Below are 23,489 nucleotides of genomic sequence, written 5' to 3'. Positions count from 1 at the left end.
GGACGGCGCGTTCACCCATTCTGCTGTACCAGGTACGGCGACACGGTACTGCGGTGTTCGTCGAGATCGAGGCTGCGGCCCAGCGCCGGGAACGCGCGCTGCGGGCAGTTGTCCCGCTCGCAGACCCGGCAGCCCACCCCGATCGGGGCGGCGTTGTCCCCGGACAGATCCAGGCCTTCCGAATACACCAGCCGGTGCGCGTGGCGCAGTTCGCAGCCCAGCCCGATCGCGAACGTCTTGCCGGGCTGGCCGTAGCGCGACGCCCGGCGCTCGACGGTGCGCGCCACCCACATGTAGTTGCGCCCGTCGGGCAGCTGGGCGATCTGCACCAGGATCTTGCCCGGGTTGCCGAATGTCTCGTAGACATTCCACAGCGGACAGGTGCCGCCGGAGGAGGAGAAATGAAACCCGGTGGCGGACTGGCGTTTCGACATGTTTCCGGCCCGGTCCACCCGGACGAACGAGAACGGCACCCCGCGCATCGACGGCCGCTGCAAGGTCGAGAGCCGGTGCCCGATCGTCTCGTAGCTGACCCGGTAGAACGCCGACAGCCGCTCGATGTCGTAGCGGAAGTTCTCCGCGCTGTCGTGAAACTGCCGATACGGCAACACGGTGGCGGCGGCGAAGTAGTTGGCCAGCCCGAGCCGGGCCAGTTTGCGCGACTCCTCGGACGTGAACTTGCCCTCGGTCACCATCGCGTCGATCAGCTCGCTGAATTCCAGATACGCCAGTTCGGCGGCCATTTTGAACACCCGCTGGCCCCAGGACAGGTGATGGCCCATGTCCAGCGTCCTGGTCTGCGGGTCATAGCGGTGCAGCACCGTCTCGCCCAGGTCGATGCGCCGGTTGATGTGAACGCCGTGCTCCTCGGTGAGCCGGTTGGCCAGCTCGGCGGCCAGCTCACCGCGGTGCATCCGCATCCGTACGGTGAGATCCTCTGCGGCGGTGTCGAGTTCGTGCAGGTAGTTCTGCCGCTGGTAGAAGTAGTCGCGGACCTCCTCGTGCGGCATGGTGATGGATCCGGACCCGCTGCCGTCGGAGAAGCGCTCCTCGGTGGCGGCGGCCAGCTGCGCGGTGGTGATCCGGTAGCGGCGATGCAGGTTGACCATGGCCCGGGCCACCTTGGGATGGGCACTGACCAACTCGGCGACCTCGGACAACTCCACGTCGACGTCCAGATCGCGGTCCATCGTCACCTCCCGCAGTTCGGCGACCAGCCGGGTGTCGTCCTGGGAGGCGAAGAAGGTGGCGTCCACCCCGAACACCTCGGTGATCCGCAGCAGCACCGCGACCGTCAGCGGCCGGACGTCGTGCTCGATCTGGTTGAGGTAGCTGGGCGAAATCTCGAGCATCTGCGCCAGCGCGGCCTGGCTGAAGCCGCGCTCACTGCGCAGTTGACGAACCCGGGAGCCCACGAACGTCTTGGACATCTGGGCCAGCCTACCCGGCTGTGAAGGTGCTCTTCGCACTATTGGCAAGGGTGCTGCGGCGGGTTTGCGCCAGGTGGCGGCACTGTTTCCGGTTTGGCATGATCACCGCTGGGCAGGAAATTAGGGGAGTGCACCTGATGGCGAGCAACGACACCACACCACCCGGTCTGGGCAAGGCTTTGATGCCGGTCCTGGACCCGCACCCTGACGTATTCGACCGGGAATGGCCGCTTCGGGTCGCCGACATCGACCGCGAGGGACGGCTGCGGTTCGACGCCGCCGCCCGCCACATTCAGGACATCAGCCAGGACCAGCTGCGGGAGATGGGCTACGAGGAGGTGCATCCGCTCTGGATCGTGCGACGCACCCTGATCGACTTCATCCGCCCGATCAACTTCCAGGACATGCTGCGGGTGCGGCGCTGGTGTTCGGGCACCTCGAACCGCTGGTGTGAGATGCGGGTGCGCATCGACGGTAAGCGCGGCGGCGGGCTGATGGAGGCCGAGTCGTTCTGGATCAACATCAACCGGGAAACCCAGACCCCGGCCCGGATGGTCGAGGACTTTGTCGCCGGCCTCAAACGCACCACCACCGTCGACCGGCTGCGCTGGAAGGCCTACCTGAAGGCCGGCGCGCGCGATGACGCCGCCGAGATCCACGAGTACCCGGTCCGTTTCACCGACATCGACCTGTTCGACCACATGAACAACTCGGTGTACTGGACCGTGGTGGAGGACTATCTGTCCAGCTACCCGGAGTTGCTCAAGGCGCCGCTGCGGGTCAGCATCGAGCACGACGCCCCGGTGGCGCTGGGGGACAAGCTGGAGATCATCTCGCACGTGCACCCCGCCGGCTCCACCGAACGTTTCGGCGCTGACCTGGCCGATCGCACTGTTAGAACGCTCACATATGCGGTCGGCGAGGAGACCAAAGCAGTGGCGGCGATCTTCCCTCTGTAACACGTTTCAGTTCGGCATCGGGAGGCGACGCCGCAGCGCGCTGACCTGTGCAAATTTGTTACCGACCGGTAACTAACGCGTCGCGTTTTCCGTTCGCCGCCGACGGTCATTCTTAACAAGATTAGCAAAACCTGGTCAACCCGTTGCTGAAATTGGCAAAGTAAACGGGTGGACCTGGGCAGATGCGCTGTGCAATCGTCGCCTTAGCAGTCAAGCGAAGCTGTCGCGGTGTTAACAAGCCGGACAACTCGATCACCCGAAGGAGCACCGATGTCTACCGTTGGCACGCCGAAGAGCCCGGAGCAGATCCAGCACGACTGGGACCACAACCCGCGGTGGAAGGGCGTCACCCGCACCTACACCCCGGCCGACGTGGTGGCGCTGCAGGGACACGTCGTCGAGGAGAGCACGCTGGCTCGCCGCGGCGCCGAGGTGCTCTGGGAGCAGCTGCACGACCTGGACTACATCAACGCGCTGGGCGCGTTGACCGGCAACATGGCCGTGCAGCAGGTCCGGGCCGGCCTCAAGGCCATCTACCTGTCCGGCTGGCAGGTCGCCGGTGACGCCAACCTGTCCGGGCACACCTACCCCGACCAGAGCCTGTACCCGGCCAACTCGGTGCCGCAGGTGGTCCGCCGGATCAACAACGCGCTGCTGCGCGCCGACGAGATCGCCAAGGTGGAGGGCGACACCTCGGTGGAGAACTGGCTGGCCCCGATCGTCGCCGACGGTGAGGCCGGCTTCGGTGGCGCGCTCAACGTCTACGAGCTGCAGAAGGCGATGATCGCCGCCGGTGTCGCGGGGTCGCACTGGGAGGACCAGCTGGCGTCGGAGAAGAAGTGCGGCCACCTGGGCGGCAAGGTGCTGATCCCGACCCAGCAGCACATCCGCACCCTGACCTCGGCCCGTCTGGCTGCTGACGTCGCCGACGTCCCGACCGTGGTGATCGCCCGTACCGACGCCGAGGCCGCCACCCTGATCACCTCCGACGTCGACGAGCGCGACCAGCCGTTCATCACCGGTGAGCGCACCAGCGAGGGCTTCTACCGGGTCAAGAACGGCCTGGAGCCGTGCATCGCCCGGGCCAAGGCCTACGCGCCGTTCGCCGACCTGATCTGGATGGAGACCGGCACGCCGGACCTGGAGCTGGCCAAGAAGTTCGCCGAGGGCGTCAAGGCCGAGTTCCCCGACCAGATGCTGGCCTACAACTGCTCGCCGTCGTTCAACTGGAAGCAGCACCTCGATGACGCCACGATCGCGAAGTTCCAGAACGAGCTGGGCGCGATGGGCTTCAAGTTCCAGTTCATCACGCTGGCCGGCTTCCACGCGCTGAACTACTCGATGTTCGACCTGGCGCACGGCTACGCCCGCAACCAGATGAGCGCCTACGTCGAGCTGCAGGAGCGCGAGTTCGCGGCCGAGGAGCGCGGCTACACCGCCACCAAGCACCAGCGCGAGGTGGGTGCGGGGTACTTCGACCGGATCGCCACCACGGTGGACCCGACGTCGTCGACGACCGCGCTGGCCGGCTCCACCGAAGAGGGCCAGTTCCACTGATCTAACCTCCGCCGAGCAGACGTAGAATCGCACATTTGCGGCCTCAGCCGTGCGATTCTGCGTCTGCTCGCGCGTTTGAGGGTGCCATCGAACCGAAAGGAATGAAGGTGTCGATCGAACGAGTAGGGGTCGTCGGGGCCGGCCAGATGGGCGCCGGAATCGCCGAGGTCTGCGCCCGCGCTGGTGTCGACGTCAAGGTCTTCGAGACCACCGAGGAGCTGACCACGGCGGGACGTAACCGCATGGTGAAGTCCCTGGAGCGTGGCGTCAGCGCCGGCAAGATCACCGAGCGGGAACGCGACGCGGCCGTCGAGCGCCTGTCGTTCACCACCGACCTGGCCGATCTGGCCGACCGCCAGCTGGTGATCGAGGCCGTCATCGAGGACGTCGACGTCAAGGGCAAGATCTTCGCCGAACTGGACCGGGTCATCACCGACCCCGACGCCGTGCTGGCGTCCAACACCTCGTCCATCCCGATCATGAAGATCGCGTCGGCCACCAAGAACCCGCAGCGGGTGCTGGGTCTGCACTTCTTCAACCCGGTGCCGGTGTTGCCGCTGGTGGAGCTGGTCAACACCCTGGTCACCGGCGACGCCGCGGTGGCGCGTACCGAGGAGTTCGCCAGCACGGTGCTGGGCAAGCAGGTGGTGCGCTGCTCGGACCGGTCCGGTTTCGTCGTCAACGCCCTGCTGGTGCCCTACCTGCTGTCGGCGGTCCGGATGCTCGAAGCCGGGTTCGCCACCGTCGAGGACATCGACAAGGCCGTGGTCGCCGGGTTGTCGCACCCGATGGGCCCGCTGCGGCTGTCGGACCTGGTCGGCCTTGACACGCTGAAGCTGATCGCGGACAAGATGTACGACGAATTCAAGGAGCCGCTCTACGCAGCCCCGCCGCTCTTGCTGCGGATGGTCGAGGCGGGCCAGCTCGGCAAGAAGTCCGGGCAGGGCTTCTACAGCTACTGACGCGCGGCTGCTACGGCAGCTGCGGCGGGATCGGCGACGGGTGTGGCTGGGCGTTGAACTTCTCCAGCGACCCGCCCACCTCGACGATCCCGCACAGCGCGTTCCAGCTCAGCATCGTCAGGTAGTCGATCAGGTCGTCGGTGCTCATCCGCGGGTGGGACATCCATGAGTGGGTGGCCAGCTGGACGCCGCCGACGATCAGGAACGCCCAGGGCTCGACGCCGTGGGTGTCCATCCCGGCTTCGGCCATCCGACGGCGCAGCATCACCGCCAGCATCCGGGCGATGATTTGCTCGCTGTCGGCGATGACCTTGTTTTTGCCGGCCGAGTTGTTGGCCATCACGAACTGGTACGGCTCGGGCTCGGCGGCCACGGTTTCGACGTAGACCCGGATGATCTCGCGGGTCAGTGCGAAGCCGTCGAGGTGTGACGACAGCGCGGCGGCCATATTGGGGATCAGGGTGGTCTGCGCGAAGCGCATCATCACCGCGGTGGTCAGGTCGTTCTTGTCGACGAAGTAGCGGTACAGCACGGTCTTGGATACGCCGATCTCGGCGGCGATTTCATCCATGCTGACGCTGCTGCCGCGACGCCGGATCGCCTCCAGGGTGCCCTCGACCAGCTCGGTGCGGCGCTCCATCTTGTGCTGGCGCCAACGTCTCTTGCGGCCATCGACCTTCACGACCGCGCCCCGTGTCTGCTCTGCCACTGTTGCGGATTCCCAATCACTCGACCGTGTCGATACTACGGCCTCGCCGGATCGCGCCTCCCTGTCCCGGGGAGGTGCCGGTCACAGTAACTGTGGCGCACCCGCCGCGATAGCGGATGATGGTGCAGTGGCCACAAAACCCAACGCGGGGGGTGCGGGTCGGCACCGGATCGACGCAGGATCGCGGCTGCGTCCGCTGACCGCGACGTTCGCCGAGTCGTTCGCCGGGGCTGACCCGGAGGCGGACGCCGAGCGTCGGCGGGCGCTGCGCCGGATGAAGGTGGTGGCGCTGTCCTTCCTGCTGGGTGCCACGGTGGTGTTTCTCGGTTGCCGGTGGGCGCAAGCCGACGGAGCCGCCGCCGCCTGGGTGGGCTACGTCGGTGCGGCGGCCGAGGCCGGCATGGTGGGCGCGCTGGCGGACTGGTTCGCGGTGACGGCGCTGTTCAAACATCCGTTGGGCATCCCGATCCCGCACACCGCGATCATCAAGCGCAAGAAGGATCAGCTCGGCGAAGGGCTGGGCACCTTCGTGCGGGAGAACTTCCTGTCGCCCGAGGTCGTCGAGACCAAACTGCGCGACGCCCAGGTGCCCAGCCGGCTCGGCAAGTGGCTCGCGGAGCGGTCGCACGCCGAGCGGGTCGCCGCCGAGGCCGCCACCGTGCTGCGGGTGCTGGTGGAGTTGCTGCGTGACGACGACGTCCAGCAGGTGATCGACCGGATGATCGTCAAACGCCTCGCCGAACCCAAATGGGGCCCGCCGGTCGGCCGGGTGCTGGCGAGCCTGCTGGCCGAGCACCGGCAGGAAGCGCTGCTGCAGTTGCTGGCCGATCGCGCGTTCCATTGGTCGCTGAACGCGGGGGAGATCATTCAGCGGGTGGTGGAGAACGACTCGCCGACCTGGTCACCGCGGTTCATCGATCACCTGGTCGGCGACCGCATCCACCGCGAGCTGATGGACTTCACCGACAAGGTGCGCCGCAACCCCGACCACGACCTGCGGCGCAGCGCCACCCGGTTCCTCTTCGAGTTCGCCGACGATCTGCAGCACGACGAGGCGACCATGGCCCGCGCCGAGGCGATCAAGGACCAGCTGATGGGCCGCGACGAGGTCACCAACGCCGCCGGGGCGGCCTGGAAGACCCTTAAGCAGCTGGTGCTCGACGGCGTCGACGACCCGTCGAGCACGCTGCGGGTCCGCATCGCCGACACCGTGGTCCGCATCGGCGAATCGCTGCGTGACGACGCCGACCTGCGTGACAAGGTGGCTGATTGGATGGTGCGGGCGGCCCAGCATCTGGTGTCGCAATACGGCGTCGAGATCACCGCGGTCATCACCGAGACCATCGAGCGCTGGGACGGCGAGGAGGCCAGCCGGCGCATCGAGTTGCATGTCGGTCGAGACCTGCAATTCATCCGCATCAATGGCACCGTGGTGGGTGCGCTAGCCGGCCTGGTTATCTACACCATCGCCCAGCTAGCGTTCTGACCTGCGCTAACAAGTGCTTGCAATAGTTAGCGCAACGTTATAGGGTGGCGCTTGTCAGCACCGGCAACCCGACGTGAGGAGGCCAGCCAATGTCGCAGGACGAAAAGCTTGCCGCAGTGGTATCGACCGCCGCGTCGGATATCGGCAGCTTCATCAGGGCGCAGCGTGAAGCGGCTCAAGTGTCGGTGCGACAGCTGGCTGACAAGGCCGGTGTGAGCAATCCGTATCTCAGCCAGATCGAGCGCGGGTTGCGTAAGCCGTCTGCCGACGTGCTCAACCAGATCGCCAAGGCGCTGCGGGTTTCCGCCGAAGTGCTCTACGTCCGGGCCGGGATTCTCGAGCCCTCGGAGAAGAGCGAGGTGCGAGACGTCATCATCGCCGACACCGCGATCACCGAGCGTCAGAAGCAGGTTCTGCTGGACATCTACACCTCGTTTCTGCAACAGAACGACGCTGCCCGTGAGGAGTCGACGCCCGCTGAACCTGACTGATCGAGACCAGACAACCGCTGAAGAAAATTCGTGAAAGGAAACACCATGGCCGAGAACCCGAACCTCGACGACCTGAAGGCCCCGCTGCTTGCCGCGCTGGGCGCTGCTGACCTGGCCCTGGCCACCGTCAACGACCTGATCTCCGAGCTGCGCGACCGCGCCGAGGAGACCCGCACCGACACCCGCAGCCGGGTCGAGGAGAGCCGCGCTCGCCTGACCAAGCTGCAGGAGGACCTGCCCGAGCAGCTGCGTGAGCTGCGGGAGCGCTTCACCGCCGACGAGCTGCGCACCGCCGCCGAGGGCTACGTGGAGGCCGCGACCAACCGCTACAACGACCTTGTTGAGCGCGGCGAAGCCGCTCTGGAGCGGTTGCGCGGTCAGTCCTCGATCGAGGACGTCTCGGCGCGTGCCGAGGGCTACGTCGAGCAGGCCGTCGAGCTGACCCAGGAGGCGCTGGGCACCGTGGCGTCGCAGACCCGCGCCGTCGGTGAGCGTGCCGCCAAGCTGGTCGGCATCGAGTTGCCGGCCAAAAAGGACGCTCCGGTCGCCAAGAAGGCCCCGGCCAAGAAGGCCCCGGCCAAGAAGGCTGCCGCCAAGAAGGCCCCGGCCAAGAAGGCTCCGGCCAAGAAGGTCACCCAGAAGTAATTTCGCCGACACACGGGGTGTCAGGCTGCTCGTGGGGGCAGCCTGACACCCCGTTGTCTATGTCCGTGCCGCGCGACCGCGGATATGCGTACATTTGCGCACGCTCGCCGTCGGTGAGCGGCGTTTGGTCGGTACCCTTACAGGGTGACGTTGGAAGCCGTGCCGAATCTGATCCTGTACGTCCTGCAGATCGCGGTCATCGTGATGGCGGTGTACTCGTTCGTGCACGCGGCGCTGCAGCGCCCCGACGCGTTCACCGCCGCCGGCAAGCTGACCAAGCCGGCCTGGTTGGGCATCTTGGGTGGCAGCGTGTTGCTGGCCTCCATTCTGGAGTTCTTGTTCCCGTTGCTCGGCCCCGTCGTCGCGGCCTGCGCGGCCGGGGTATACCTCGCTGATGTGCGGCCCAAGCTCCTGGAGATCCAGGGGAAGTCGCGCTAGGCGGATGCGCGGCTGGGCCTGCGCCCCGAGCCTGGCGCTCCTGGCGGTGTGCCCCGCGGCCCCGGTCGCCGCTGATCCGGGCACCGCGTCGTACTCTCCGCCGTTCGTGGATCACAGCGAATGGGTGCAGTGGGCGGGACGACCGAGCCTGCGAATCTTTCCGACACCGTCGGGGCGGGCCGCCGCCGGCGACGCCGGAACCGGCGGCGAGCGCGATCAGGCCTGGGCCGAGGTGCTGCGGCTGACCCCGGACGCCGACACCCCGGGCATGCGCGAGCAGTTCCGCTGTCATTGGCAATGGGCCGAATTCGCCCGGCCCGGCAAGACCAGCTGGAACCTGGAACCGTGGCGGCCGGTCGTCGACGACGTCACGATGGCCGAAGCCGGATGTAATCCGGGCGACCCCGAGGAACCGTTCTGATGCACTACACCCGCCAACAACTGGCCGCTCTGGTCGACCACACGCTGCTCAAACCCGAAGCCACGGCCGCCGATGTGGCGGCGGTGGTGCGGGAGGGCGCAGAACTCGGGGTCTGCGCGGTGTGTGTGTCGCCGTCGATGGTGCCGGTCGCCGTCGCCTCCGACCCCGCCGGCATGGCGATCGCGGCGGTGGCCGGTTTCCCCTCCGGCAAGCACGCGTCGGCCATCAAGGCGCAGGAGGCGGCGCAGGCCGTGGCGGCCGGCGCAGCGGAGATCGACATGGTCATCGACGTGGGCGCCGCGGTCGCGAATGACCTGGCCGCGGTGCGCTCCGACATCGCGGCCGTGCGTGCGGCCGTGCCCGGCGTCGTGCTCAAAGTGATCGTCGAGTCGGCGGCGCTGCTGACCCTGGCCGGTGCGCCGCTGCTGATCGAGGTGTGCCGGATCGCCGAGGACGCTGGCGCGGACTTCGTCAAGACGTCGACCGGGTTTCATCCCGCCGGCGGCGCGTCGCTGCGGGCGGTTGCGCTGATGGCCGAAACCGTCGGCGGCCGCCTGGGTGTCAAAGCCAGCGGCGGTATCCGCACCGCCGCCGACGCGGTCGCGTTGCTCGACGCCGGTGCGACCCGCCTGGGGCTGTCCGGCACCCGGGCGGTGCTCGACGGCCTGTCATAACCGCCGATCGCACCCCCGAAAACTGCCGAGCGGCACTTTCACGACGCGACGCGCCGGTGACACGTCGTGAAAGTGCCGCTCGCGGAAGCGTGCAGGATCAGAACAAGGCGGCGGAGGCCAGCTCGGCGGCCGCGGTGGAACCTGCGGCGCCCATCGCGTCCGAGATGTCGTCCCACACGTTGACCGGGAACTGCATGAAGGCGTTGCCGATCTGCTCGAAGCCGTCCTGCATCACCGTCCACACCGACGACCAGTCGTTGGTGCCGAACGCCGCCTCGATGGCTTCCTGAATGTGGTAGCCCGCGACCTGCGGGGCGATCATCAGATCCCGGAAGTCGACGAACAGGTTGGTCGCCAGTCCCGGATCCGCGGCGACGTCCTCGCCGTTCCAGCTGACCAGCGTCCAGCCATCGGTGGGGTTGCCTTCGACGATGACCTGACCGGTGTTCGGCAACAAGCCGGTGGACAGGCTGTCGAACAGCAGCTTGAAGTCCGGGTTCTTGACGTTCATCATCACCCAGGTCACGATCGACATCGCGTGCGCGAACCCCACATCGCTGATCACGCCGTCGCCGTTGGCGTCGCCCGCGCTGTACATCGTGTCGACGGCGTCGCTGAACCGGTCGTTGAACGCCACCCCGTTCACGTCGATGTCGGAGCCCAGCTGCGGCACCCACCACTGGCCGAACATCCACGCCAGCGGCGCCGCCAGGTACATCAGGCCGTTGGCCTGGTCCTGGGTCGTGCCGTCCAGGACGCCGGCGCTGACCTCGTTGAGGCCGGCCAGGTGGGTGACGGACGCGCTGGGGTCGCCGGCGGCGGTGAGCCAGTCCGCCGCGGTCTGCTGGGTCCGCAGGAACTCCGAGGTGTAGATCCCGTCGTAGCTGCCCGGTGCCAGCAGGTGCAGCGGGTTGGTGGGATCGGCCAGGTACGCCGCCTGGGTGCCGCCCTCCTCGGTCAACGCGGCGCCCGGTGGGACGGTGCCGATGATGTGGTTGACGTTGTCTTCCGACAGCCCGTGGCGCACCAGGTCCAGGATCATGTTCTCGTCGGCGGTGAGCTGGATCGCGGCCACCGTGACGGTGGGCAGCGGGGCCGTCACCGGTACGGCGGCGATGACGCTGGCGCCCGCCAGTGCGACGCCCGCGGTGATCCAGGGACGGGTAGAAAGTGCCGACATGCTCATCTCCTACTTAGGTTCCACTCAGGTGATGAATTACGTTAGGGGTTAGAACGTAATAAAACAAGGCCTTTGCGGTACTTTTCGAGGATGAAATCCGGGTCGCCCTCCGCGGGCCGCCCCCGTGACCCGCAGAAGGACGAAGATGCCCTGGCCGCGGCGCGGGAGTTGCTTGCCGAAGTCGGGTATCAGCGGACCACCATCGCTGCCATCGCTCGGCGCTCCGGTGTCGGGGCGCCGACGATCTATCGGCGCTGGCCCAACCGCGAGGCGCTGATCGAGGACGCCGTGTTCGGTCACGCACGACCGGCGCCGCTGCCCCCGGAGACCGACGACCTGCGCGCCGACCTGCGGGCCTGGGTGGAGCTCTTCTTGGCCGTATTGGCCGATCCGGTCACTCGCGCCGCGGTTCCCGGGCTGATGCTGGCCTGGCAGCGCGACGAAGGGCTCTACAAGCGGTTCCTGCTGCGCAACGAGCGCGACGTGCGGGCGTTGTTCACCGACCGGCTGGCCGCGGCTGGGGTGGACCGGCACGTCGAAGCGGCGTTCGATTTCCTGGTCAACACCACCATGGTTCGCGCCGCGGCGATGGGCACCGAAGGTGCTGCCGAGTATTGCGACCGCACGGCGGACGCCCTTGCCGCCCTGCTGTATTCGACCTGGCCCGACCGGCCGGAGTGATTAAAGCTTTGCCAGGCAAGGGTCTTGGTTGTCGCCGGCCGGAATGGTGGCGTTGCTGCTGGAAAAGTGCGCCGTCACACCGGAATCCGTGACCTCGACGCTGTCGCCGTGGATGCCCAGCGGGTAGTTCTTGGTCGCCTTCGAGGTCAGTTTGTCCAGCGCGCTCTGCGCCTCGTCCTGCGACATCGCATGTCCCAGCAGGCTCAGCTTGACGATCTTCAACGACAGCCCACCGTCGACGATCTCCGGCTTGAGGGTCAGCCCGTCCAGCATGCCCTTGAGCTCCACCGTGCCGGCGCCGGCGTCGGTGGTGACGTCGTGGGCCAACAGGCTGCCCAGGCCCGGCAGCGCCTCCTGGATCGACTCCTTGATGCCGTCCGACGACCAGGTGACCGTTCCGTTCATGGAGCCGATGGTGCCCTTGGAATCGGCGGTGCTCTTCAGCCGGATGTCCTGCACGTCCAGGTCGACGAGCATCCCCTTGACGTCGCGCACCTGATTGCCGGCGGTCTGCACCGAGATCCGGGTGTAGTGACCGCTGAGGTACTGCAGCAACACCGGCGGCGTCGAGCTGAAGGACACGTCGGCGCTGTCCTGGATCTCGCACTGCACCGCGTCGGCCACCACGCCGGCCGCGTGATGACGGGCGTAGAGCTCGGTGCCCAGCAGCCCGGCGATGACCAGCGCCAGCGCAATGATCACGATCAGAACGATGGAACGCCGCTTGGCGTTAGTCGGTGCCGTCATCTGCGAGATTCTGCCTGATCTGTCTGAACGAGGGGCGAAGACGCTCCGTCTGGTCTCGCGTCACAGGTCCGCGAAGCACGGGTTGTCGCTGTGCGCCGGGATGGAGGCGTTGCGGGTGGAGAACTTGGCCACCACACCGGTGTCGGTGATCTCCAGGCTGTCCGCGTGAATCCCCATCGGGTACTTGCTGGTCAACTCCTGGCTGAACTTGTCCAGCTCGGGCTGGATGCTTTCCTTGGCCAAGCCGCCGAAGAAACTGGCCAGCCCGGTGATCTTGACCAGTTCCAGTGTCAGCGCATTGTTTTGCACCGAGGGTTTGACGATCACGCCGGCCAGTCCACCGCTCAGCTCGACGGTGCCGTCGTCGGGGTGGGTGGTGACCTCATCCACGGTCTTGCCCAGCAGCGGAACCATGTCGCGGATGGTTTCCTTGATGCCGTCCGACGGCCAGGTCAAGGTGGCGTCCAGGGCGCCGATGCTGCCGCTGGAGTCGGCGGTGGACTGCAACCGGACATCGGCGATGTTCAGATCGGCCGTCATCTGCTTGGCGTCTTTGATCCGGTTGCCGGCGGTGTGGATCGAGATGTTGGTGTAGTGCCCGGTGATGTGTTGCCACAGGAACGGCGGCGAGATCCCGAACGACACCGTGGCGCTGTCCTCCGCCTCGCATTCGGTGGCTTTGGCCACCTTGTTGTCGGCGACGTGGCGGGCGTAGAGCTCGGTGCCGATCAGACCGGCGACCACCAACGCCAGCGTGCTGACGAAGATCAAAAACAGCGACAGCGGGTCGCGCAGGAAGCCCAGCCGACCGCCCTTGGACTCGGCAGGCGGGGGCGCGGCCGGCGGGCCGGGGGCGGAAGGCGGTGGCGGTTGGCCGGGCGCGCCGCGCGGCGGTTCCGGCGGGAAGTCCTGCGCGCCGGGCGGCGGGCCAGGTATCCGGTTGGTGGGCGGTTCCTGGGCGTTCGGCGGCATCTTCATCTGCCGGGTCGGTGACTCAGAGGGCACCCGGGGCGGGGGAGGCTTCTGCCCCGACGAGGGGGCCCACGGCGACGGATCGCCCTGCGGAGGTCCTGGCGGAGTGGTCACTACTCCGATTCTGCCTCATCGATGCGAGCGAACGCGGCGCGGTTTTGTAGCACCGCGATGGTTCGGCGGGCGGCAGCGACCTCCTCGACGTCGATGTCGGCGGTCACCAGCTGGGGATTCGCCTGCGCGGACGCCACCACCTCGCCCATCGGCGAGGCGATCAGGCTGCCGCCGACCCCGGTCGGGGCGCCGCTGCTCAGGGTGTCGCCCGGGTCCGCCTGTCCGGCCGCGGCGACGAATCCGGTGGTGTCCAGCGCCCTAGCGCGGGCCAGCAGCCGCCACTGCTCGAGCTTGCCCGGTCCCGAGCCCCAGGAGGCGCTGACCGTGATCAGCTGTGCGCCGCGCCGGGCCAGCTCGCTGTACAGCGCGGGAAATCGGATGTCGTAGCAGGTGGTCAGCCCGACCCCGACATCGTCGACGCTGATCACAACCGGCTCCAAACCCGCTGCAACCGTGCGCGATTCGGTGAAGCCGAAGGCGTCGTAGAGATGGATTTTGTGGTAGTGGGCGTCGGTGGTGGGCCCGGTCGCGAGCAGCGTGTTGAACACCCGGCCGTCATCGGCCGGGGTGAACATCCCGGCGATGACGGTGACGCCGGCGTCCGAGGCGATGGCGCGCACTCCGTCGGCCCAGGGGCCGTCCAGGCGTTCGGCGACCGGGCCCAGCGGCACACCGAACCGGCACATGGTTGCTTCGGGAAACACCACCAGCGCCGCCCCGGCATCCGCGGCCCGCGCGGTGTAGTCGCGCACCAGCTCAAGGTTGGCCGCCGGGTCGGTGCCGCTGAGGATCTGTGCCACCGCGATCCGCATGTGTTGCTCCTAGGTGGTTTGCTGCACTCGCCGAGCGTGTACTGAGACCGAAAAATCTGCTGACATCTCGGTCTGAATGCACGCTCGGCGAATCGGGGCATCGCTCACGCCGACTGGGCCACCCACATCGAGGTGAAGCGCTGTTCGGCGGTCATCAGCTCCGCCAACCGGGCCCCGATGATGCTCTCGATCTTGCCGCCCACCAGCGGGATGTCGACGTGCACGGTGGCCGTGCAATTCAGCCGGCAGCCCGTCTCGGTGGGTGCCAGCACCGCCTCGCCGGACAGCGACGCCGGCGCGGCCAGCACCTTGCCGCGGACCCGGGCCACGGCCTTGCCGTCACGCAGCGGGCTCCACCGCTCGTTGCGCACCATCTCCAGGTCACCGCGGTGGAACTGGGTGACCAACGCCGGAAGCCGCTCCCGGTACAGCGCCTGGGTGGTGGACACGTCGACGGTGCCGCCGGGGTCAACGCTCATCGAATCCAGCGTCGCGGTGTCCGCCCCGGAATCGGCCAGTCGGGCCAGCCAGTAGCGCTGATCGCAGAACGCCGCATGCACGTCTTCGACGCTGGCCGGGTATTCGGCCGTCAAGTCGAATGAACGTGACATGGCAAATCACGCTACCGTTACCGCCCGTGGTGAGAAGACAGTTCGCTGGTGCGCGCGTCGCGCAGGCGGTGCCGCTGGCTCCGCTCACCACACTGCGCGTCGGCCCGGTCGCCCGGCGGGTGATCACCTGCACCACCACCGAACAAGTGGTCGCGACCCTGGGTGAGCTGGACAGCGCTGACACCGGTCCGGTGCTGGTGTTGGCCGGTGGTTCCAACGTGCTGATCGCCGACGACCTGACCGAGCTCACCGTGGTGCGGCTGGCCACCGAGCAGCTCAGCATCGACGGCGCGGTGCTGCGCGTCGACGCCGGCGCGGTGTGGGACGACGTGGTGGCCACCACCGTGGCCGCCGGACTGGGCGGTCTGGAGTGCCTGTCCGGCATCCCCGGATCCGCCGGCGCCACCCCGGTGCAGAACGTCGGGGCCTACGGCGTCGAGGTCGCCGACCTCATCACCCGGGTGCGGCTCCTGGATCGGCGCAGCGGCGAGGTCCGCTGGGTGTCGGCCGCCGAGTTGGGGTTCGGCTACCGGACCAGCGTGCTCAAGCATTCCGCCGAGGCCGTCGTGCTCGAGGTCGAGTTCGCGTTGGACCCCTCGGGGGCCAGTGCCCCGCTGCGCTACGACGAGCTGACCGCCGCGCTGGGTGCGAGCAGCGGGGATCGGGCCGAGCCGACCGCGGTGCGCACGGCCGTGCTGACGTTGCGGGGCCGCAAAGGCATGGTGCTCGACGACACCGACCACGACACCTGGAGTGCGGGTTCGTTCTTCACCAACCCGGTGGTGGCGCCGGAGACCTATGAACGGCTCGCCGTTAACCGGCCGGTTCCGCACTATCCGGCGCCGGGCGGGGTGAAGCTGGCCGCCGGTTGGCTGGTCGAGCAGGCCGGATTCGGCAAGGGCTATCCGGGCAGCGACGGTGCGCCGGTGCGGTTGTCCACCAAGCATGCGCTGGCATTGACCAACCGGGGCCATGCCAGCACCGCCGACGTGCTGGCATTGGCGCGAACGGTGCGCGACGGGGTCGCCGAGGCGTTCGGCGTGACCCTGACCCCGGAACCCGTGCTGGTCGGCTGCGCCCTGTAGCCGGCGGATTTCCGGGCCGGGTGCTACTGACCGGTATCTTGATGCTCGTGAATACTCCCAGCGTGCCGTCGCCGATCAGCCGGCGTCGCGTGCTGGCCGCACTCGCTGTTGGGGTGGCCGCACCGGCCGCGCTGGCCGCCTGCAGCCGGGAATCCAGCAAACAGCAGGAAGCCGCGAAGCAAGGTCCGCCCGAACTCACCTACCAGCCCGCGGACGCCGCCGCCGACGTGGCGCCCAACGCGCCGGTCAGCGTCGAGGTCCGCGACGGCTGGTTTCAGCGGGTCGCGCTGACCAATGCCTCCGGCAAGGCGGTCGCCGGGGTGCTCAACCGGGACCGCACCCTGTTCAGCACCACCGAGTCGCTGGGATACGACGGCACCTACACCTGGTCGGGATCGGTGGTCGGGCACGACGGCAAGGCCGTGCCGGTGGCCGGGAAGTTCACCACGCTGTCGCCCTCCAAGGTCATCGACGGCGGGTTCCAGCTGGCTGACGGGCAGACCGTCGGGGTGGCTGCGCCGGTCATCATCCAGTTCGATGCGCCGATCGCCGACAAGGCCGCCGTCGAGCGGGCGCTCAATGTCACCACCGAGCCGCCGGTCGAGGGCAGCTGGGCGTGGCTGCCGGACGAGGCGCAGGGGTCGCGGGTGCACTGGCGTCCGCGCGAGTACTACCCGGCCGGAACCAAGGTCAACGTCGACGCCAGGCTCTACGGGCTGGCGTTCGGCGACGACGCCTACGGCGCCCAGGACATGACGCTGAGCTTCGCGATCGGGCGGCGCCAGGTGGTCAAGGCCGAGGTGTCCTCGCATCGCATCCAGGTGGTCACCGACGCCGGGGTGATCATGGACTTCCCGTGCAGCTACGGCGAGGGCGACCTGGCCCGCAACGTCACCCGCAACGGGATCCACGTGGTCACCGAGAAGTACGCCGACTTCTACATGTCCAACCCCGCCGCCGGCTACAGCAACATCCACGAGCGCTGGGCGGTGCGGATCTCCAACAACGGCGAGTTCATCCACGCCAATCCGGCCAGCTCCGGCGCGCAGGGCAACAGCAACGTCACCAACGGTTGCGTCAACCTGTCCACCGCGGACGCCGAGCAGTACTTCGGCAGCGCCATCTACGGCGACCCGGTGGAGGTCACCGGCAGCACCATCCAGCTGTCCTACTCCGACGGCGACATCTGGGACTGGGCGGTGGACTGGGACACCTGGGTCTCCATGTCGGCCCTGCCGCCGCCGGGCGCCGGACCGCCACCGGCCTCGATCCCCAGTACCGCGCCGGCCACCCCGACCGACGCGCCCACCCTGTCGGGGACGCCGACCACCACGACGACGTCTCCTTCGCGTGGCCCCGGCGGGTAGCGCCGGCCTGAGGAACTCCACAGCGATAAGGGCTGCTTTCGCTAACAAATTGTCCTGCTCGACGATCGGGCGGATAGCATAGGCCTCTTTGCTGTGCGTTGCGGGTTGGGAGTGCTGTCGTGGTTAAGCCGCTGCATGTTGTCTTGCCGGCGCTGCGCGGGTCGGCGCACGATTTGTCCGGAGTGGCCGACGCGTTGCGCGCGGGTCTGGGTGCGCTGGATGAGCAGATCACCGGCCTGGTCGGGACGTCCTGGTCGGGAGATGCCTCGGCCGAGTACAGCAAGGTGTGGCAGCAGTGGCATGAGGGCGCCGGCTCGGTGATCTCCGGGTGGCAGACCTTTTCGGAGTTGCTGGCGAGGACCGAGAAGGCCTACCGGGAGACATCCGGTGGCGGCTCAGGGGGCGCGGAGTGACCAAATTCAAGGTGGACCCGCCGAAGTTGGCCGAGGCGGTCAAGCAGCTCACGGACTTCCACACCGCAGTGCGCTCCAAGGTCAGCGAGGCGGAGACGGTGATGGCCCGGCTGGCGGGTTCATGGGACAGCGAGGCAGCGGACGCAGCCCAGGAAGCGCATCGGCGGCTGGTGTCGGGCGCCGAAGAAATGCGCCAGGCATTGGCAGGGTTGAAAGGGTTTCTGGACAACGCCCACGGCGCCTACACAGGTGCGATCAAGGGGAATTCGCAGATGTGGGGCGTGGATCAGGCGCCGTGATTGCTGGACAAGGTGTGAGGGCGCCGGGGTCGGCTGATGGCGCCGATTGATGTCGACCCGGTGGTGCTGGCTGCCGCCGGGGTAGCGCTGGGTGCCGACGGCGGTGAACTTGCGACCGCCTTGACGACGTTTTCGGGGTCACTGAAGGCGTTCAATGCCGGACAAGACAGCGCGGGGAAGGTGTTCGCGGCGTCGTATCTGCAGAATGCACCCGCGATCGTCAAGGCGGCGCTCTCGGCGGTCTCGGCATGTCGGAAGGCCGGTTTCGGCATCCAGATGTCGGCGGCGAACTATGCCGCCGCCGAGGCGGCAGCCACCGTCGGTGGCCCGTCGGCGTCGGTGGCACCGCCGGTGGCGGCTACGCCGGCGTCGCTGTCGGTGCACATTCCTAGCCCGTTCGGCAACGGAATCGCTGCACCACTGCTGTGGTCGATGGTCGAGTTCTTTGTCGGCGATCTGTGGCCCAACGGTGATCCCGGTGCGATGCGCGACGCGGCGTCATCGTGGAAGACCTTGGGGCAGACGCTGACCCGCATCGGCACCCAGATTCCGACGGTGAAGCCGTCGATCACCGCGCAGGACATTCCGGAGCAGCAGAAGATGACCGGCGCCGTCGACGACATCGCCAACTCGGTGACCGCGCTGGCCGGGATGGCGTCGTCGCTGGCAGCTCAGTTGGAGTCGTTTGCGGGCGAGGTCGAGAAGGCGCAGAACGCGATCCGTGACTTGTTCAAGCGGTTGTCGCCGTCGGGGTTGTTGGACACGATCGGGGATTGGTTCCACGGCAAGAGCCCGCTGGATGACATCAAGGCGATCGCCAATGACATCAAGGAGCTGCTGCGGACGCTGGGCCGTGAGGCCGAGTCCAAGGTCGAGGCTATCCAGATGGCGGTAGCCGCGCTGGACAGCCTGGCTAATACGGTCGAGGCCTGGATCAGCAAGGAATTCCCGGCGATCGCGCCGGTGGTCAACGCGATGATCGACTTCGATGTGGGGGCCTGGAAGAACATCATCGGGATTGTCGGGTCGGTGGCCGCGCTGAACCCGGAGCGATTCCTTTACAACCCGCAGGGTGCGTTGCAGGCATGGAAGGGCACCGCCGAGGGGTTGGCGATGCTCACCAACCCGGCGATGCTGGCCGCCAAGATCGCGACCGACCCGCACGGCGCCCTGGAGATGGGTAAGTCCCTGATCGACTGGGAGGACGTCAAGAACGGTCACTTGATGCGCGCGGTGGGCTATAACGCGGCGACGGTGGCGTCGTTGTTCATCCCCGGAGCTGAGGCCGCCAAACCGGCGAGTGCGGCCGCTGAGGCGGGGACGCGGGCCGCCGAAACCGCCGCCACGGTCGAAGCGAGGGCCGGGTCGGCGCTGGGTCGTGACGCCGCAGCCGCCGCGGCCCGCGTGCCGGGCGCCGATCTGGCCACCCAAACCGCGAAGATCAGCGAGAAACTCGACAGCCTGCCCCAGATCCGGCCGTCGGAGCCGCCGAGGCCCGGTGCGGTCGAACCAGCCCGGCCGGGCGCTTCGATCACCGAGCAGCCCCGCCCTGCTGACCCCGGGCTGCCGGCTGCCGGACCCCGATCCGAGCCGGTGGCGCCGCCTGCCGCGGACCATCCGCCCGGTGCGCCGGTCGGGGAGCCCCGGCCCGGCCCGGCCGACTCCCCGAACGGTCACGTGCCGGTGACTCCGCCGGAAACACCGCACGGGCAGACACCGGCGCCGCTAGGGGACCCTGCTGGTCAGCCGCCTGCCGCCCAAGCGGGTAACCCGGCCGGCGATGTGCCTCACGCACCGACTGGCGATGCGCCACCGGTGCACGCCGATACTCCGACTCCCGCGGAAAGCCCAAGCGGGCAGCCGACACCGCAGCCGATGGCCACTGCGCCCGTAGAAGGCCACGACTACGGCTTCACTCCACAAAACGCATTCGAGCACGTGCAGAACCCCGCCGACGAAATCGCGCGGCTGCACGAGGGCGGGGTTCCCCCGAAAGTCACCGACGGTTACGACCCACTCGCCGGGCGCACTATCGAAGGATTTGAACGCGAGTTCACCGTTCCCGGCAAAGACGGCAACCCCCGATGGGACTGGCAAACCCAAGCCCCCAACGACGGATTTGCCGGTCCCCCTACGGTTACGGACCGGATTCCCACGGATCACCAACTGGACCGCTTGGGCTCCAACGAGGGAGGGTTCATGGCGGACGAAGGCGCTCCTCTTTCCACTCGCGGCATGCCCCCTGGAGTCGCGAACGATTACCACCGTTTTACGGGAACCGGCCAACCAGTACCCGATGGGCTACCGTGGGAAGTCCGCTATGGACCCGCCAAAGAAGCCTTCGGGCAACCCGGTGGGGCAAACCAGTGGGTTGTAATTGACACCACCACAGGGAAACCTGTGCCGGTTGAAATCCTTAAGCAGAATGGAATGGTTGAAGAGATCAAGCTTCCGCCAAGGTAGTTAGATTTTGAGGGGATTCGATGAGTGTGGCACCGCCCGGTGGCGACCCGGGAATCGCAGAGTTTGTCAGTAGATATGAGAAGTGGCGTCGGATCTATTCCTACGCGGGAAAGCCGGTCAGAGACGAGCCGACGTGGGAGGGGGAGCGGCTGAACCTCTGCTACGGTTACCCCCACCCGGGCTGGACGGCCTACATCATCAATTCCTGCGAAAACGGATACAACGTCCTGACTGCGACTACAGAGCGGCGGAATGAGCCGACTGAAGGAGTGGTCGCGTACTTCACGCATATTGAAGATGCCGGTAAATACATTCTTTGGTATGTAGGAGAGAGCCTACGGATGCATTGTGAGCTGCGTCCGTTGACTCCGTCTTGGCGCGCCGCCGGACTTGATCCGCGAGTCAAACAGATCCCGATCGAGAAGTATGTGTCAAAGTACGAACTGTTAGAGGATCCCGGCAGGTACTTTGTCCTTCAGGCCGGCGGTGTCCAGCCCGAGAACCGACTATTGCCGTTGACCTACGACGAGCTAGATGCTGCGCTCCTTGAAGGGGTGCCGGAGTCCATAACGTCGCGGCTGTAGAGCGTTTTCGACGGGACTTCTGAAATCCGCAGACTGCCGTATATGACGGGAGCTGCCGCCGGTAAACGCCGTCGATTGTTAGGACGCAAACCAAGTGAATTTCTAAAATGCGGATGGTCAGCATTGGCGGGCCTAGCCACTGTCGTGAGCCGTTAGCCCGACCACCGGTAGATCGAGGTCGGTCGCCCGGCCTTCCTGTCGCCTGCCGCTATCCGTTCGGTGGGCTGGTACAGCGGGCTACGCCCCCATCGCGCGCGTGCTCCGGATTCGGTTACCGGCCCGCACGCTCGTAGCAGGGCCAGCACGCGGGGGAAGGTTGTTTCGTCACCGACTAAGGTGCGGGTCAACTCGGGATCAGTCAGAAGTCGTCCGTTGATCGTTGTCAACGCGTCGCGGACCATGCGGGTGTGCTCGAAGGGCATGTCGTCGGGGATGTCAGCAGCGAGCACTGCACCCGAAACTTCGGACTTGACTCGGGCGGCCACAACCACGGACACCGTGTGGCCGCGCTCATCGCGGCCGGGATCACTGACGACACCGACTGGGACTACGCCGCCGATAATTTCGGTTCCCGCTTTTTCGGCGACGATGCGTCGAGCAGCCTGCTCGACGGTCTCGCCGTGCCAGGCGGCCAGCAATCCGCCAGGCAGCGTGGTAGCTCCCCGGTGCGGTTCGCGTTGCCGGCGAATCAGCACCACCCGCGCTTCATCGGCATCCTCGGTGAATGCCACCACGTCGACGGACAGCCAGGTGCCGTGAACAGGGTGCTCGCCTTCGTGATAGACCAGGTTGGTCTCCGCCATCGATGTCATGGTGCTCTCCGTTCAGGTTCGCGGCGGCGTGCAATCTCGGTGTCAACGCTGAAATCGGTTACTTCACCCCACGCCTCATAGATACCGGTGGAATACGCCAGCTCGGTGCGCACCCGGTCGAATGTGCAGCGTCGAAGAACTGCACCGTCGCGGTAGACCTCCTCTAACATCACGTCCGCTTCCTGCCACGGCTGCGCTTGCTCCACCAGGTACGGCTGCCCATTCATCATGCGGCGCACCGCCAAGCGTCCTGTCGCTGATTTCTTCATACCGTCACCGGTGATCGGATCCTTGACCAGATCGCGGCCCTGGCCATCAACCTGAACCCAGGTGGCCTTCATCGCCATGTTGAAGGTGTCGCGAGTCTGGTACTGGTAGGTGAAGCTGCCAAATCCGAGAGTGATGGTGGTGGAGACGAAGCCCATCCGCAGCAGGGCGGCGGTGATGGCTTCGGCGCGCTCGAAGGTGATGGAGTCGCCGTAGACGACACCGATGTGCGGGTCCAGTTCACGAAACCCCTTTTCGTTTACGGTTCCTCCGAAGGTCTCCCACAGGGCGCGCACCACCCCCAGGCGTTCCGGGCTGCCTTCATCGGCGTCGGGGTCCCCGCACAGAATCTTGAGCGGGTCCCCGGTGTCGGGACGGATGACGACCGCCCCGCCGGTACGGGCCATGATCTGGTCCCGGAGTTCGGGCAGATAGGTGTGCAGCACCCGCCACAGGTTCCACGTGTCGGAGACAATGGACACCGAGCCGGTCGGATAGGTGTCGAGCAGGCGCCGAAACGTGGCGTACTCACCGTCAGGGCCGTCGGCCATCATCACGGAGTGCTCACTGGCCGGAATCGACGTGGCGATCGGCGCTTCCGGGTTGTCCACGCCGTAGAACCGTTCGACGAACCGGACGGCTCCCAACGTGTCCGAACCGGTGAAGCTCAGCAGGTGCCCCGCCGATGACGCCGCGGCGGCGGTCAGTCCCGCCATTCCGCGACAGGAGAAGTCGTGGCCCTGGGTGAGCACCGCGGTCGCCGGCGCGCCGCACTGACGGGCGCGAGCGTCCAGTAACCGCCGTGCACGCCAGGCGATGGTGGCGCTGGTGATGGGCTGCCAGAGTCCGGCCGACAGCTCGGTTTCCAGGTAGTTGGTCAACCAGAAGAATCGGGAGTCGGTGTTCTCCACGGTCAGGTAGGGCACCCGCAGCGGAACCAGCGTGCCTTCGCGGACCGCTCGGATGCGCACCGGCAGGTACCCGAGTGCGTGCAGGTCCCGTAGGTGCGACGTGTCGAACAACGCCACGCCCAGCAGGCGGCACACCTCGGCTTCGTAGTCGGCGAGCACCGTGTCGACGTCGCCGGGTTCCAGGCTGAAGAACTCTTCCCACCGGGCCTGCAGGTCGGCCAGCAACGCCTGCAATCCGAAGAACACCGTGACGTCCACGCCGGGGATGCGGGTGCCGCGGGCGGTCAGGTTCGAGTACACAACCTCGGTGCCGGCCGGGTACTGGCGTCGGTGATCGAGCTTGTAGGAGTCGGTGGCCAGCAAGGTGTCGACGACTCGGGCGGTCAGCGGCTGGGTCAT

General features: G+C 67.1%; 25 protein-coding genes. 16 read left to right on the top strand and 9 right to left on the bottom strand.

What is annotated here, in order from left to right:
• Positions 1 to 11: 11 nt before the first annotated feature.
• Positions 12 to 1,430: an acetate metabolism transcriptional regulator RamB gene (gene ramB, locus AC5Y36_RS18310; protein ID WP_500042360.1), complete on the bottom strand. Its 1,419-nt coding sequence runs from the start codon at positions 1,428 to 1,430 to the stop codon at positions 12 to 14.
• A 137-nt stretch (positions 1,431 to 1,567) separates the two neighbouring features.
• Here ramB and AC5Y36_RS18305 point away from each other — a divergent pair, with 137 nt between their 5' ends.
• From AC5Y36_RS18305 to AC5Y36_RS18295, 3 genes are all read left to right on the top strand, one after another.
• The gene (locus AC5Y36_RS18305) at positions 1,568 to 2,389 is read left to right on the top strand and encodes an acyl-ACP thioesterase domain-containing protein (protein WP_500042359.1); all 822 of its coding nucleotides are present in this window, start codon (positions 1,568 to 1,570) and stop codon (positions 2,387 to 2,389) included.
• Positions 2,390 to 2,659: 270 nt separating this feature from the next.
• Complete coding sequence (gene aceA / locus AC5Y36_RS18300) at positions 2,660 to 3,946, top strand: isocitrate lyase (protein ID WP_500042358.1); 1,287 nt, start codon at positions 2,660 to 2,662, stop codon at positions 3,944 to 3,946.
• A 101-nt stretch (positions 3,947 to 4,047) separates the two neighbouring features.
• The gene (locus AC5Y36_RS18295) at positions 4,048 to 4,908 is read left to right on the top strand and encodes a 3-hydroxybutyryl-CoA dehydrogenase (RefSeq protein WP_500042357.1); all 861 of its coding nucleotides are present in this window, start codon (positions 4,048 to 4,050) and stop codon (positions 4,906 to 4,908) included.
• 10 nt (positions 4,909 to 4,918) lie between these two features.
• Here AC5Y36_RS18295 and AC5Y36_RS18290 read toward each other — a convergent pair whose 3' ends face one another.
• Entirely contained in the window at positions 4,919 to 5,617 is a 699-nt protein-coding gene (locus AC5Y36_RS18290; RefSeq protein ID WP_500042356.1) for a TetR/AcrR family transcriptional regulator, read from the bottom strand.
• A gap of 169 nt (positions 5,618 to 5,786) precedes the next feature.
• Here AC5Y36_RS18290 and AC5Y36_RS18285 point away from each other — a divergent pair, with 169 nt between their 5' ends.
• From AC5Y36_RS18285 to deoC, 6 genes are all read left to right on the top strand, one after another.
• Entirely contained in the window at positions 5,787 to 7,103 is a 1,317-nt protein-coding gene (locus tag AC5Y36_RS18285; RefSeq protein WP_500042394.1) for a DUF445 domain-containing protein, read from the top strand.
• A gap of 89 nt (positions 7,104 to 7,192) precedes the next feature.
• A complete protein-coding gene (locus AC5Y36_RS18280) occupies positions 7,193 to 7,594 on the top strand; it encodes a helix-turn-helix domain-containing protein (RefSeq protein WP_500042355.1) in 402 nt (133 codons plus the stop codon).
• Positions 7,595 to 7,639: 45 nt separating this feature from the next.
• A complete protein-coding gene (hbhA, locus tag AC5Y36_RS18275) occupies positions 7,640 to 8,239 on the top strand; it encodes a heparin-binding hemagglutinin HbhA (RefSeq protein ID WP_500042354.1) in 600 nt (199 codons plus the stop codon).
• A gap of 150 nt (positions 8,240 to 8,389) precedes the next feature.
• On the top strand, positions 8,390 to 8,677 hold the full coding sequence (locus tag AC5Y36_RS18270) for a DUF2516 family protein (RefSeq protein WP_500042393.1): 288 nt from the start codon (positions 8,390 to 8,392) through the stop codon (positions 8,675 to 8,677).
• 4 nt (positions 8,678 to 8,681) lie between these two features.
• A complete protein-coding gene (locus tag AC5Y36_RS18265) occupies positions 8,682 to 9,098 on the top strand; it encodes a DUF2599 domain-containing protein (protein ID WP_500042353.1) in 417 nt (138 codons plus the stop codon).
• Positions 9,098 to 9,772: a deoxyribose-phosphate aldolase gene (deoC, locus tag AC5Y36_RS18260; RefSeq protein ID WP_500042352.1), complete on the top strand. Its 675-nt coding sequence runs from the start codon at positions 9,098 to 9,100 to the stop codon at positions 9,770 to 9,772. Before AC5Y36_RS18265 ends, deoC begins: the two co-directional genes overlap by 1 nt.
• Before the next feature lie 97 nt (positions 9,773 to 9,869).
• Here the strand turns inward: deoC and AC5Y36_RS18255 are convergent, their stop codons facing one another.
• Positions 9,870 to 10,952: a histidine phosphatase family protein gene (locus AC5Y36_RS18255; protein WP_500042351.1), complete on the bottom strand. Its 1,083-nt coding sequence runs from the start codon at positions 10,950 to 10,952 to the stop codon at positions 9,870 to 9,872.
• A 90-nt stretch (positions 10,953 to 11,042) separates the two neighbouring features.
• Here AC5Y36_RS18255 and AC5Y36_RS18250 point away from each other — a divergent pair, with 90 nt between their 5' ends.
• Positions 11,043 to 11,633, top strand: a complete 591-nt coding sequence (locus AC5Y36_RS18250) for a TetR/AcrR family transcriptional regulator (RefSeq protein WP_500042350.1) — start codon at positions 11,043 to 11,045, stop codon at positions 11,631 to 11,633.
• On the opposite strand, the gene AC5Y36_RS18245 is transcribed toward AC5Y36_RS18250, so the two are convergent.
• The 4 genes from AC5Y36_RS18245 to AC5Y36_RS18230 form a co-directional block, all read right to left on the bottom strand.
• Positions 11,634 to 12,380: an LmeA family phospholipid-binding protein gene (locus AC5Y36_RS18245; RefSeq protein ID WP_500042349.1), complete on the bottom strand. Its 747-nt coding sequence runs from the start codon at positions 12,378 to 12,380 to the stop codon at positions 11,634 to 11,636.
• Between the two features lie 60 nt (positions 12,381 to 12,440).
• The gene (locus AC5Y36_RS18240) at positions 12,441 to 13,358 is read right to left on the bottom strand and encodes an LmeA family phospholipid-binding protein (RefSeq protein WP_500042348.1); all 918 of its coding nucleotides are present in this window, start codon (positions 13,356 to 13,358) and stop codon (positions 12,441 to 12,443) included.
• Positions 13,359 to 13,465: 107 nt separating this feature from the next.
• A complete protein-coding gene (locus AC5Y36_RS18235; protein ID WP_500042347.1) occupies positions 13,466 to 14,278 on the bottom strand; it encodes a carbon-nitrogen hydrolase family protein in 813 nt (270 codons plus the stop codon).
• A 104-nt stretch (positions 14,279 to 14,382) separates the two neighbouring features.
• On the bottom strand, positions 14,383 to 14,889 hold the full coding sequence (locus tag AC5Y36_RS18230) for a DUF2505 domain-containing protein (RefSeq protein ID WP_500042346.1): 507 nt from the start codon (positions 14,887 to 14,889) through the stop codon (positions 14,383 to 14,385).
• A gap of 26 nt (positions 14,890 to 14,915) precedes the next feature.
• Between AC5Y36_RS18230 and AC5Y36_RS18225 the strand changes: the two genes are divergently transcribed.
• From AC5Y36_RS18225 to AC5Y36_RS18200, 6 genes are all read left to right on the top strand, one after another.
• Entirely contained in the window at positions 14,916 to 15,974 is a 1,059-nt protein-coding gene (locus AC5Y36_RS18225) for a UDP-N-acetylmuramate dehydrogenase (RefSeq protein WP_500042345.1), read from the top strand.
• 41 nt (positions 15,975 to 16,015) lie between these two features.
• Positions 16,016 to 17,341, top strand: a complete 1,326-nt coding sequence (locus tag AC5Y36_RS18220; RefSeq protein ID WP_500042344.1) for a L,D-transpeptidase — start codon at positions 16,016 to 16,018, stop codon at positions 17,339 to 17,341.
• A gap of 119 nt (positions 17,342 to 17,460) precedes the next feature.
• Positions 17,461 to 17,754, top strand: a complete 294-nt coding sequence (locus AC5Y36_RS18215; protein ID WP_500042343.1) for a WXG100 family type VII secretion target — start codon at positions 17,461 to 17,463, stop codon at positions 17,752 to 17,754.
• The gene (locus AC5Y36_RS18210; protein WP_500042342.1) at positions 17,751 to 18,053 is read left to right on the top strand and encodes a WXG100 family type VII secretion target; all 303 of its coding nucleotides are present in this window, start codon (positions 17,751 to 17,753) and stop codon (positions 18,051 to 18,053) included. Before AC5Y36_RS18215 ends, AC5Y36_RS18210 begins: the two co-directional genes overlap by 4 nt.
• A gap of 36 nt (positions 18,054 to 18,089) precedes the next feature.
• Entirely contained in the window at positions 18,090 to 20,516 is a 2,427-nt protein-coding gene (locus tag AC5Y36_RS18205; protein WP_500042341.1) for a glycohydrolase toxin TNT-related protein, read from the top strand.
• A gap of 20 nt (positions 20,517 to 20,536) precedes the next feature.
• Complete coding sequence (locus tag AC5Y36_RS18200) at positions 20,537 to 21,100, top strand: hypothetical protein (RefSeq protein WP_500042340.1); 564 nt, start codon at positions 20,537 to 20,539, stop codon at positions 21,098 to 21,100.
• 152 nt (positions 21,101 to 21,252) lie between these two features.
• Here the strand turns inward: AC5Y36_RS18200 and AC5Y36_RS18195 are convergent, their stop codons facing one another.
• Positions 21,253 to 21,912: an NUDIX domain-containing protein gene (locus AC5Y36_RS18195; RefSeq protein WP_500042339.1), complete on the bottom strand. Its 660-nt coding sequence runs from the start codon at positions 21,910 to 21,912 to the stop codon at positions 21,253 to 21,255.
• Positions 21,909 to 23,489 carry a nicotinate phosphoribosyltransferase gene (locus tag AC5Y36_RS18190; RefSeq protein WP_500042338.1) on the bottom strand — a complete coding sequence of 527 codons (1,581 nt, stop codon included), beginning with the start codon at positions 23,487 to 23,489 and terminating at the stop codon, positions 21,909 to 21,911. Before AC5Y36_RS18190 ends, AC5Y36_RS18195 begins: the two co-directional genes overlap by 4 nt.

It is taken from the genome of Mycobacterium sp. NGS50, assembly GCF_059812545.1.
Note: the sequence above shows the minus strand (reverse complement) of the source record. Positions and strands in the feature narration are given on the sequence as shown.

What these genes read in the sequence shown, in the direction of transcription:
- ramB (WP_500042360.1), bottom strand. Translation starts at nt 1,430, where the DNA reads ATGTCCAAGACGTTCGTGGGCTCCCGGGTTCGTCAACTGCGCAGTGAG.
- AC5Y36_RS18245 (WP_500042349.1), bottom strand. Translation starts at nt 12,380, where the DNA reads ATGACGGCACCGACTAACGCCAAGCGGCGTTCCATCGTTCTGATCGTG.
- AC5Y36_RS18250 (WP_500042350.1), top strand. Translation starts at nt 11,043, where the DNA reads ATGAAATCCGGGTCGCCCTCCGCGGGCCGCCCCCGTGACCCGCAGAAG.
- AC5Y36_RS18205 (WP_500042341.1), top strand. Translation starts at nt 18,090, where the DNA reads ATGGCGCCGATTGATGTCGACCCGGTGGTGCTGGCTGCCGCCGGGGTA.
- AC5Y36_RS18295 (WP_500042357.1), top strand. Translation starts at nt 4,048, where the DNA reads ATGAAGGTGTCGATCGAACGAGTAGGGGTCGTCGGGGCCGGCCAGATG.
- AC5Y36_RS18200 (WP_500042340.1), top strand. Translation starts at nt 20,537, where the DNA reads ATGAGTGTGGCACCGCCCGGTGGCGACCCGGGAATCGCAGAGTTTGTC.
- deoC (WP_500042352.1), top strand. Translation starts at nt 9,098, where the DNA reads ATGCACTACACCCGCCAACAACTGGCCGCTCTGGTCGACCACACGCTG.
- AC5Y36_RS18235 (WP_500042347.1), bottom strand. Translation starts at nt 14,278, where the DNA reads ATGCGGATCGCGGTGGCACAGATCCTCAGCGGCACCGACCCGGCGGCC.
- AC5Y36_RS18265 (WP_500042353.1), top strand. Translation starts at nt 8,682, where the DNA reads ATGCGCGGCTGGGCCTGCGCCCCGAGCCTGGCGCTCCTGGCGGTGTGC.
- aceA (WP_500042358.1), top strand. Translation starts at nt 2,660, where the DNA reads ATGTCTACCGTTGGCACGCCGAAGAGCCCGGAGCAGATCCAGCACGAC.
- AC5Y36_RS18240 (WP_500042348.1), bottom strand. Translation starts at nt 13,358, where the DNA reads ATGAAGATGCCGCCGAACGCCCAGGAACCGCCCACCAACCGGATACCT.
- AC5Y36_RS18230 (WP_500042346.1), bottom strand. Translation starts at nt 14,889, where the DNA reads ATGTCACGTTCATTCGACTTGACGGCCGAATACCCGGCCAGCGTCGAA.
- AC5Y36_RS18220 (WP_500042344.1), top strand. Translation starts at nt 16,016, where the DNA reads ATGCTCGTGAATACTCCCAGCGTGCCGTCGCCGATCAGCCGGCGTCGC.
- hbhA (WP_500042354.1), top strand. Translation starts at nt 7,640, where the DNA reads ATGGCCGAGAACCCGAACCTCGACGACCTGAAGGCCCCGCTGCTTGCC.
- AC5Y36_RS18190 (WP_500042338.1), bottom strand. Translation starts at nt 23,489, where the DNA reads ATGACCCAGCCGCTGACCGCCCGAGTCGTCGACACCTTGCTGGCCACC.
- AC5Y36_RS18280 (WP_500042355.1), top strand. Translation starts at nt 7,193, where the DNA reads ATGTCGCAGGACGAAAAGCTTGCCGCAGTGGTATCGACCGCCGCGTCG.
- AC5Y36_RS18305 (WP_500042359.1), top strand. Translation starts at nt 1,568, where the DNA reads ATGGCGAGCAACGACACCACACCACCCGGTCTGGGCAAGGCTTTGATG.
- AC5Y36_RS18195 (WP_500042339.1), bottom strand. Translation starts at nt 21,912, where the DNA reads ATGACATCGATGGCGGAGACCAACCTGGTCTATCACGAAGGCGAGCAC.
- AC5Y36_RS18255 (WP_500042351.1), bottom strand. Translation starts at nt 10,952, where the DNA reads ATGTCGGCACTTTCTACCCGTCCCTGGATCACCGCGGGCGTCGCACTG.